Raw genomic sequence first — 10,243 nt, forward strand, 5'->3', positions numbered from 1 at the left:
CGAGGGCTTCTTTTTCAGCGTGATGTCGGGATTGCAGTTTTGCGGCGATACGAAGCAGGCATGGTCGCCACGCGCCGCATAGGACGGGAGAAAGCCGCCGCCGTGCGCGGCAAGGACTTTCAGACCGGGGAAACGGTCGAGGGTGCCTTCGAAGATCAGGTGCTGCAGCGCAATCGTGGTGTCGAGCGGATTGCCGATCGTATTCGATAGCCAGCCGTTGCCCTTGAAGCGCCTGGCGAGTTCCGGCGTGCTCTGCGGATGGACGAACAGAACCGCGCCGAGTTCTTCGGCCTTGGCCCAAACGGGATGAAATTTGGGGTCGGAAAAATCCTCTCCCTGCACGCTGGCGCCGATCGCGGCGCCGCGCAGGCCCTGCTTTTTGATCGCGGTCTCCAGCTGTTGCACGGCGAGGTCGGGAAACTGCAGGGTCAGTGAGGCGAACGCCCCGAAACGTTCCGGCCGCGATGCGCACAGCTCGGCCAGCTTGTCGTTTTGAACCTTGACGATGTCAGCCGCGGTATCGCGGTCCTTGCCGTACCAGAACGGATTGATCGACAGGATCTCCATGTCGATCGCCATCGCGTCCATTTCCTTGAGGCGCTGCTCGATGACGATGAAGTGCTCCGGCACGCCCTTCACCGGCGGCAGCACCTTGTCGGCCGCTTCCCCCATCAGACTGAGGGCCTCATGGAAATAGCAGTGCGAGTGAACATCGACGGTGAGGATTCGCTTGCCGCCAATCCTGACCGGGAGGCGCGGCGGTCTTGGTTGGGCGCGGACTGCGTCCCCCATGCCGCAACCGCAAAAGGCGATCCCGGTCGCCGCCGCGCGCTTCAAAAAGCTTCTGCGGGTGGTCATCGATGCCTCCCTTGGCGGCCGGAAACCGGCATTCCCTCTCGACCGGTCGATTGAACCGCCGCCCTGATCTTGATTTCTTTGCCGGACAGATTGCCAAGCCGGGAGCGGGAGGGCAATCATTCTCGAAGAGGTCGCGGCCGCTCACTCGGAAAACGTGATCCAATTCGAAGGGGAAATTCAAGGATGCGCCTGTTTCATGCGCTGGTGGCGGCGGCTGCGCTGCTGGTCGGTTCCAATGCGGTGGCGCAGACCGCCTATCCCGAACGACCGATCAAGATGATCGTGCCCTTGGCGGCGGCGAGCGCCGTGGATGTCGCGGCGCGGATCGTGACGCAGAAGATGGCCGAGAATATGGGCCAGCAGATCGTCATCCTAAACCAGGCCGGTGCGTCCGGGTTGATCGGTGCCGAGCAGCTCGCGAGAGCCGCGCCGGACGGCTACACGATTGGCGGGTTCAACGACAGCGTCATGACCATGGTGCCCAACCTGCATGCGAAGATGCCGTGGGACATCTTGAAGGATTTCGAGCCGGTATCGCTGGTGGCGACGGTGGAGTGGGGGCTGATCGCCGGCAACAATACCGGCTACAAGACCGCCGCCGACCTGATTGCCGCCGCCAAGGCCGCTCCCGGAAAGATCAACTACAGCTCCGGCGGTCCGGGCAGCCCGCAGCATCTGGCGATGGCGATGTTTGCATCCAACGCCGGCATCTCGCTGACCCATGTGCCCTACAAGGGCGCGACGCAGGCGGCGACCGACGTCGCGTCCGGCCAGATTCCCGTCGGCTTCCAGGGGCTGGGAACGGTCGCTGCGCTGGTGCGCGGCGGTCAGCTCAGGCTGATCGGGGTCACCACGGAGAAGCGACTGCCGCAATTCCCGGATGTACCCACGGTTTCGGAGTCCGGTCTACCCGGGTTCTTCTTCAATTCCTGGTTCGCGATCCTGGCGCCGGCCGGCACCCCGAATGACATCATCGCGAGGCTGAACGCCGAAGTCCTCAAGGCGGTTGGCGATCCCGAGGTGCGCCACAAGCTTGAGGATCTAGGCTTTACGGTGCGAGGCACGTCGCCCGGGGAACTTGGCGTCCTCACGCGCGAACAGCTCGCCAAATATGCGCGCGTGATGAAGGAGATGGGAATCGCCAATGAATAGAGCGCCTATGACCGAAATGTTCACGGCGGCGGCCTCTCCAAGGTGGAAGGCCGTGGGCGGCTAACCCATCGCGTTTGTTGTCCTAAAATTGTCGTCTAATCCTCTGCGCTCGCGAATCCTCCTGTGTGACACCTCCCATGTTCGAGCAATTGTCGCTCGCAAACGCTTGTTCTGTCGCGATCTTTCGTTAATCTGAAGTAGTGGATGAAGGAGCCGTGGGTGTCTTGTCAGGTCTGTCTCTCGACCCTGAAGGCAGGCGATTTGTTTTGCTCGTCGTGCGGGGCGGCGGTCCCGCAGCAGGCCGCAAGGCCGCAGGTCGTCGAAGTCCGCGGCCGCATCGCCGGCGAGCGGAAGTACCTCACGGTCCTCTGCGCCGATCTGCAGCGTTCGACCGACCTGATCTCGGAACTGGATCCCGAGGCCGCGATTTCGCGGCTCGAGCCGGCCTTGGCGGCCATGCGCATCGCGGTTCGCCGCAACCGCGGAATCGTCAGCAAGGAAGGCGGCGACGGGCTGATCGCGCTCTTTGGTGCGCCGCGCGCGGATGACAATCATGCCGTCATGGCCTGTCATGCGGCGGTCGAACTGGTTCATCGCGTCAAGCTCTTGAACGACCCGGCGCTTCGGGTCCGGGTTGGCGTTCATTCCGGCTACGTCGTCGCCCACGTCATCGAGGCCGATCTCTCCTCGATCTATGAAGCCGGCGGTCCGGCAGTCCATCTGGTCAAGCGGCTCGAGGGCGCGGCGCAGGCCGGTCAGATCCTGGTGTCGGAGTCCTGCCAAAGCCTGGCCGCGGGGCTCGTGACGTTCAACGCGCTGATTCCAAGACGGCTGGAAGGATTTTCTGCGCCGGTTCCCCATTACGAGCTCGTCGAAATCAGCGGGCTGAGCCGCTGGCGGGCCCGTTCGACCAAGGGGCTGTCGTCGTTTGTCGGACGCGGGGAAGAGATTTCCCTGCTCGAGCAGGCGGCTGGCGAGGTCGCTGCGGCCGGGCAGGTCATTGCGCTCGTCGGAACGGCCGGTATTGGAAAATCCCGAATAGTCCACGAATTTGTCGGCGCGCAACGGCAGAAGAACTGGCAGGTCCTGGAAGCGGAGGGCAACCCGCTGGAACAGGCCGTTCCCTATGCCCTGGTGAAGACGCTGCTCCAGGGCGCGCTACGGGTAGGCAACATCGCGCCGGAGGACAAGCCTCAGCTACCCGAGGGGTCGCCGCCGGCGCATTCCGACCTCTGGCCCGCGGCCCTTTGCGCCGTCCTCGACCAGCCGGTCAGCGACCCGCGCTGGAACGATCTCGAACCCCTGCTGCGGCGTCGCGTGATCACCGACGCCGTATGCAACACCATCGACAGGGTGGTTGCGACGCGCCCGACGGTCCTGCTGCTGGAGGACCTTCACTGGAGCGATGGACAGAGCGAAAACGTCGTCGAAGCCCTGATGTCGCTCGCGGCAAGCCGCCCGCTGCTGATCCTGCTGACATGGCGGACCGAAGACACGCCGGGATGGCTGGCGCGGCTCGACGTTCGCAGGATCTGGCTGCGATCCCTCGATATCGCCTCGGCGAATGCGCTGCTCGGCGATCTCCTGGGCACGGCGCCCAATCTCGACGCCCTCAAGGCTCACATTCTTCGCCACACCGGCCAGGTTCCGCTCTTCATCGAAGAGGTCGCCCGGCAGCTCGTCAGTCGCGGCGTCCCCGATGGCGACGCCAGCCGGTTTGCCGCCAAAGCTCCCTGGGACGCGCTTGGAATTCCTCCCACCATACAAGGGGTCATCGCCTCCCGAATCGATCGGCTGCCGAAAGAGGACAAGTCCCTGCTCCAGCTCGCTTCCGTCGTCGGGCCGCGAATTTCGCCGGCCTTGCTGGCGGCTGTGACCGGCATGCCGGCGGCTCAATTGCAAAGCCGCCTCTGGTCGCTGGAGATTCTGGATTTCCTTGTCGAGTCGCAATGGCCGGCCGCGGCGGAATACGAATTTGCCCACGATCTGATCCGCGAGGTTGCCTACGATTCGATCCTGCGGCCGCAACGCGAGGAGTTGCACCGACGGATTTTGACGGCCATGGAGGCAATTTCCCAGGGGCGCGAACAGGAGGTCGCAGAAGCGCTTTGTCATCACGCGGTCCAGTCGCGGGACTGGGCGAAGGCTGCCCGCTATGGCCAACTCGCGGCGCGGAAGGCGCTAGCCAGATCGGCGTTCCGGGACGCTACCGGTTACTTCGAGTCCGCGATCCATGCGGTCGACACGCTGCCCGAGTCGCTCGAGCGCGAACGACACGCGATCGATCTGCGCATCGAGGCCCGGCTTGCATATGCACCCCTCGGAAATATCGAGCAGTGGTTCGGTCTTTGCCGCGACGCCGAGGCGCGCTCCGCGAAGATCGGCGACGAATCGAGACGGCTTGCATCTATCGCCGTCATGGCGCAGGCGCTGAATTTCTCCGGGACGCCTTATGAGGCTATTACTGCGGGAGAGCAGGCCGTCGCCTTGGCGCATCAGCTGAAGGACATGACCTGGCTTGGCTTCACCGAATATGGCCTCGGGCAGTCCTATTTCCTGGCGGGCAGATACCGCGATGCGGAAGCGCAGCTTGCGCAAGCAACGGCGCGGCTTGAGAACGCGCCGGAAAACTTGCCACCCGACACGACCGGGCCGAGCCTGCTCGTGCTCTGTTACATGATGGGGGCGATGGTTCACGCATGGCTGGGCGAGTTCGATGTGTCCGAACGATGTGTGGGGCAGGCGACAGTCCTCGCCGACCAGGACGGCCGGCCGTACGACGTGATCGCGGCCGACTATGCTCGCGGCCTGGTGCAGTTGATGCGCGGCAATCTCGAGGAAGCCGAGGCCGCTTTCGATCGGGCGTCGTTGCTGTCGAAGGAGAACGAAGTCCGTCTGTTCCTTCCCCTCGTGATGCTGGCGCTCGGGAACCTCTATACCCAGCAGGGCCGCGCCGCGCGGGCCCGCGACATCCTGCTTGAGGCCAAAGCCGAAGCCGAAGCAGCCGGTCATGCCACCAGCGTGATTGCGGCGTCGGCGTATCTGGGCAGGGCGTATTGCCAACTCGGCGACATGCAGCAAGGGTTGGACTTGGTGCGGGCCTCCCAGGCCAGTGCCAAGCAGAAGGGCTACGGAGGTGTCGAGGCGCTGGCGGTGATGGCCGAAGCCAATATCCTGGCATCGCAGGGAGCGCCGGCGGCGGCCGAGGCGATCGGGTGCATGACGCGGGCAATTGAAATCGCGGTCCGGCTGGAGGCGCGGCCCATGCAGGGCGCCGCGAGGGGATTGCTGGCCCGCCTGCTGGCTGCTTCGGGCAGGGCGGCAGAAGCACGAGACGAACTGGTTCAGGCCATCGCCCTTTTCGACCGGTCCCAAATGACTGTCCCGCTGGAACGTGCTAAGGCAGCGCTCTCTCAGTTCTGAAATTTATGAAGTATTGCACCCGCGGCAAATCGCGCCGCTTCTTTTGAGGGGGGAGAACATGGCCGGATTCACCTACGGCGGAAAATTCGAAAAGCACATCAACGAATTGTACAGCCCGAAGAATATTCACAAGACCGCGAAGAAATTCGCGGAGTATGAGAAGAAGCACGGGCCTTATAAATTTGGTCAGAGCTATACCAAGGTTTTGGTCCCCAAGACCGAACACTGGCAGGATGAAAAGGGATCGACCAAGGGACACAGCAGGTGGGAGAAACACTCCGGCGATATCCCCGCGAAGATCCGCGACAAGCTTACCAAGGTCATCCGGACCAATATGCGATCGAAAAAACCGAAGCCGATGGTCCTGAAGGTCGGCGAGAATGTCGACGCAAGCCACGATCTGCATGTCAAGACGTTCAAGCATAAGGGCCACGACCACATCGGCCTGCACATGCTTTGCCCGAATTCGTCACTGAAAAAATGATCTGACGATCCGGCAAGACGACGCAGCCGGAAAGACGACACAGCCAGCAAGACGATCAGCCAGCAAGACCTGCCCGGTCTTGCTGGCTGATCGTTTCGCTCCGCTGGACTCGTCGCGCCGCCGGGACTCGTGAAGCCAGACGAGTGACTTCTCGCGCGGCTCCGGGTTGGCCGCGGACTTGAGGCGGGGTTCGGACAGAGCAAAGGAGTACTGTTCAGGCTTTCCGGGTGCAGAACCCGGGTGGGAGATATTGTTTCATCAACAACGTCAGTCCTGGAGATGCCCGGCTGCGCTTATTGAAGTGCCTCATGATGAAACCCAGGGACGCTTCGTCCAGTTCACGGCGGACAACGAAACCGAGATTGACGCCGTCCTCGGCAAGGCCGGAACCGGACAGATTTGACGAAACCTCGGGCGGTCGCCTTGCGGATCGTTTTCCGTGTATGCGAGGCTATTTGCGCGTTTGGCTGCCAAATTGCAACGAAAGTTGCTTTCCAGTTGAAAATACCGCCAGCCTTGACTACGGAAGGAACGGCGCCTTCCAGAGCCCTCCCGGAGTTCAATCCACCGTGTCTCAGGACAATAAAGGTGAAGCTCGGCCGTTTTCGAGCAGCAAGCTTTCGGTCCTGCGCAAGCATCCGTATTTTTGCGATCTTGATCCGGAGGCGTTCGAGCAGCTCTGCCGTTATGCCAAGCATTCCACACTGAAGCGGGGAACCACGATCGTCTCCAAGGGAGACCCCGGCAACAGTCTGATCGCGGTGATCAGCGGCACGGTGAAAATCAGCGTCTCCTCCGCCGACGGCCGCAGCGCGATATTGAATCTGATCGGCCCCGGCGAAATCTTCGGGGAGATGTCGGTGCTCGACGGGCAGCCGCGGTCCGCCGACGCCACCGCCAATACCAATTGCGAGATTTTCGTCATCGACCGCCGCGAATTTCTGCCCTTCGTGCGAAGCCAGCCGGCGCTGGCGATGAAATTCATCGAGCTGTTGTGCGCGCGGCTGCGCTGGACCAGCGACCAGGTCGAACAGGTCATTCTCCAGAACCTGCCGGGACGGCTGGCCAGCGCGCTCCTTCGTCTGACCGAAAAACACAAACAGGAGCCCAAGGGTCGAACCATCGCCGTTACCCAGCAGGAAATCAGCGAGATGGTAGGCATGACCCGCGAGAGCATCAACAAGCAGTTGCGGGCCTGGGCCGCGCGCGACTGGGTGCGGCTGGAGCATGGTGCCATCGTCGTGCTGGATGTCGACGCGCTTCGGGAGCTTGCCGAAGCCGGCGGCGGCGAAGACGCCTAGAGCATGATTCAACTTGAATCATGCGTCGTTCATCTTGTTTGAGCAGGAACTTTTTCGGAAAACCGGCTGCCACTTTTTGGGTTCATGCTCGCATGACCCCGAAACACTAATCGCCTCCAGTGTGAAGCAGTTCACATCGGTCTTGCGGGCCGTGAGCTAAGCCATGGCGGGGACGTCCTTACACAGGAGGCGTCAATGCACGGCAGGTTCGACGGATCAGACGAGACGACCCAGAAGAGCCTCTATCGAAGCTGGGGTATTGGAATTTTCGTTCTGCCCGTACTATTGGTGGCCTTTCTTGTCGGACTGGCGATCACCAAGCCGAATGTTTCCGCCTGGATATCAGAAGCGGAACAGGCGGAGCTGGTGGGCTCCGGTCAGGCGGTGGGGGGAATTCCGGCGGAAGCCGCACCGCCAGCCGGGGAAGTACGCACCGTCAAGGCTTATTGAGGCGGGCCTGATCGACCGGATCCACTCCCGGTCGTCGTGTTTCGTTGCTCGCGGATCGATCCGATCGGGTCGACCGCGCGGGCGGTAGCGCCGACATTACCGCCGCCGCCCTGACTCAGGACCACTAGGCCTTCCGGTTCTTCTCGACGATTTCGCGGAGTTTCTTGACGTTGTTCTCGCCGGCATAGTCGGCGATCCGCTTGTCGGCCGGGTCCGTGTTCAGGAACGAATGCTAACGAAAGCCCGCGCGCTCGCGCCGCGCGCGCTGATCAGGGGCCGTCAGCAAGCCGATCAGGCTTTGAGCCGGCTTTGCGTAGGCGGCTTTCGTAGTCACCGCCGCCGTATACATGGTCGAAAGCTCGCAGCCCGGCGGCAGCGAACCCGACAGCACCACGCCCGGCGTGCTGATGATCTCGGTCGATTGGGTGCAGCCGATCGGCCGGACGGCATCGGAGGTGGCCAGATAGCGCATCGCAGTGGCGCCATTGGGATAAATCTTGAGCCGGGCAGCCACTTCGTCGGCGATGCCGAGTTGCTGCAGAACCTTTGCCACATGAATCCCGGCCGTCGAGACCTTGGGATCGGGAACGAAGATCGCATCCGCGGCAAGCAACGCGGCGCGCAAGCTCGCGCCATCCTTGACACCGACTTGCGGATCGCCGGCGCGAACCGCGAGCGCGGTTTCGACCAGGCCGATTTCGGCGATCGAGGCGGGGACGACAAGATTCTCTTCCACCAGTGTTGCGACGATGGCCGCGGTCAAAATGACGATGTCGGTGGGCGTACCCTGGCGCAGTTTCTCGGCCATGGCGCCGACCGCGCCGAATTCGCCAGATATGTCGAACCCGGTCATTTCCTTGAATTGCGGCGCAAGGCTCGCGACCAGGCCCTGGGCCGCGCCGCCGCTGAGAATGTTCAGGCTTGTCATGAACTCAATTCCATCGCCGCGATCAGGCTGTCGCGGGTGATCGGGAGGCTGCGGACGCGCAACTCCAGCGCATCGTAGACGGCGTTGGCGATCGCGGCCGTGACCGGGCCGTGGGCGGCTTCGCCGGCGCCGAGCGGCTCGCTGTCGGGCCTCTTGATCAGCTCGACGTCGACCTCCGGCACCTCGCTGAAGCGAAGGATCGGGTACTCGGTCCAGCTGTTGCTGGTGATGCGCTTGTCGTCGAAACGAACCCGCTCCTTCAGCACCCAGCTGGTGGCCTGGATCGCGCCGCCTTCGATCTGGTTGATCACGCCGTCGGGATTGATGGCCTCTCCGACATCGACCGCGATGGTCAGCCGCTTGACGCTGATTTCCTCGGCGCCTTCGATTTCGGCTACAACCGCACAATAGGCGCCGGTGTTCTTGTAGCGCGCAAAGCCGACGCCGTAGCCGCGGCCGCTGGGTCTGTCCGGCTTCCACCTGGCGCGCTTTGCCACCGACCGGATGACGTCTTTTGCCCGTTCATCGCTCAGATGCCGCAGCCGGAACGCGACCGGATCCTCGCCGCGCTCGGCGGCGAGCTCGTCGAGAAAGGATTCGATCGCAAACACATTGCCCTGCGCGCCCAGCGTCCGCAGCGCCGAGGTGCGGATCGGCATGGTCAGCAGGCGATGGCATTCGATCTGCCACGACGGAAAGTCATAGAGCGGCACCGAGTTGCGATCGGCGCCGCCGCCATTGGCCTGCGGTGGATTGGTGGCAATGTAGCGCGGGAAAGGAATTTCCAGTTCGGTCGCCGCGAGCAGCGCCGGTTGCGCCGCGCGCCCCGGCCGCGCGGTATGACCGTTGCCCCAGATGGAATGCCGCCAGTCGACGATCTCGCCTTGCGCATCGAGATCGGCCTCGATCTCGATCGCCATCGCCGCCCCGAACGGCGCATGCGACAGCTCGTCCGCGCGCGACCACAGCACGCGCACCGGCCGGCCGCCGGCGGCCTTCGCCAGCAGCACCGCATCGAGCGCGACGTCGTCGGCGGCGTTGTGCCCGTAGCAGCCGGCGCCCTCCATATGTTCGACCGTGATGGCCTCGAGCGGCAGCTTCAAAACCATCGCGAGGTCGGCGCGCAGAAAATAGACGCCCTGGCTGTGGGTCCAGACATGGACCCGGTCGCCGCTCCATTGCGCCATGGCGCAGGACGGCGCGATCGAGGCATGCGCGATATAGGGACGGGTATATTGCCGCCGGATGGTGCGCGCCTTTCCGCCAGCCGCGGATGCCGTTCTCCTGTCGATCACGCTCAGCTCCGACGGCTGGGCTTTCAGCCATTGCGCGAGCCCGTTTTCGTCGGGCAGCGTTTCGCCGGGCGCCCAGCTCGCGCCCTTGCGCAACGCCGTCAGCGCAACCTCGGCGCCATCCTCGGTTTCGCTGACCACGCCTGCGAAATTGCCGTCACGCACGATGGCGACAAGGCCGGGAACCGCGCGTGCGGCATCTTCCTTCAAACTAGCCAGCTTGGCCGCCGCCATCTCCGACCGTAGCACGCGGCCGTGCAGCATTCCCGGCAGCGCAGAATCGTGGATGAATCGCGGATGGGCGAAAACCTTGTCGGGAATATCCAGCCGCTGAACCGAATTGCCGGCCACCGCG

Annotated in this window: 8 protein-coding genes; 5 read left to right on the top strand and 3 right to left on the bottom strand. The window is 63.3% G+C overall.

Going from position 1 to position 10,243, the window contains the following annotated elements; all coding sequences use genetic code 11:
* On the bottom strand, nucleotides 1-858 hold an 858-nt coding region (locus tag QZ213_RS17990), incomplete at its 3' end, for an amidohydrolase family protein (protein ID WP_291687445.1).
* A 183-nt stretch (nucleotides 859-1,041) separates the two neighbouring features.
* On the opposite strand from QZ213_RS17990, the gene QZ213_RS17995 reads away from it, so the two are divergent.
* The 5 genes from QZ213_RS17995 (at nucleotide 1,042) to QZ213_RS18015 (ending at nucleotide 7,668) form a co-directional block, all read left to right on the top strand.
* Nucleotides 1,042-2,010 carry a tripartite tricarboxylate transporter substrate-binding protein gene (locus QZ213_RS17995; protein ID WP_291687446.1) on the top strand — a complete coding sequence of 323 codons (969 nt, stop codon included), beginning with the start codon at nucleotides 1,042-1,044 and terminating at the stop codon, nucleotides 2,008-2,010.
* A 204-nt stretch (nucleotides 2,011-2,214) separates the two neighbouring features.
* Nucleotides 2,215-5,433, top strand: coding sequence for an AAA family ATPase (locus QZ213_RS18000; protein ID WP_291687447.1), 3,219 nt, complete (start codon nucleotides 2,215-2,217; stop codon nucleotides 5,431-5,433).
* Nucleotides 5,434-5,491: 58 nt separating this feature from the next.
* A complete protein-coding gene (locus QZ213_RS18005) occupies nucleotides 5,492-5,917 on the top strand; it encodes a hypothetical protein (protein ID WP_291687448.1) in 426 nt (141 codons plus the stop codon).
* A 569-nt stretch (nucleotides 5,918-6,486) separates the two neighbouring features.
* Entirely contained in the window at nucleotides 6,487-7,218 is a 732-nt protein-coding gene (locus QZ213_RS18010) for a Crp/Fnr family transcriptional regulator (protein ID WP_291687449.1), read from the top strand.
* 195 nt (nucleotides 7,219-7,413) lie between these two features.
* Nucleotides 7,414-7,668, top strand: a complete 255-nt coding sequence (locus QZ213_RS18015; protein ID WP_291687450.1) for a hypothetical protein — start codon at nucleotides 7,414-7,416, stop codon at nucleotides 7,666-7,668.
* A 232-nt stretch (nucleotides 7,669-7,900) separates the two neighbouring features.
* Here the strand turns inward: QZ213_RS18015 and QZ213_RS18020 are convergent, their stop codons facing one another.
* Nucleotides 7,901-8,596, bottom strand: coding sequence for a substrate-binding domain-containing protein (locus tag QZ213_RS18020; RefSeq protein WP_291687451.1), 696 nt, complete (start codon nucleotides 8,594-8,596; stop codon nucleotides 7,901-7,903).
* Nucleotides 8,593-10,243: molybdopterin cofactor-binding domain-containing protein (locus QZ213_RS18025; RefSeq protein WP_291687452.1), on the bottom strand; the 1,651-nt coding region annotated here is incomplete at its 5' end. The genes QZ213_RS18020 and QZ213_RS18025, both read right to left, overlap by 4 nt.

Source organism: Bradyrhizobium sp., assembly GCF_017881085.1.
Lineage (GTDB): Bacteria > Pseudomonadota > Alphaproteobacteria > Rhizobiales > Xanthobacteraceae > Bradyrhizobium.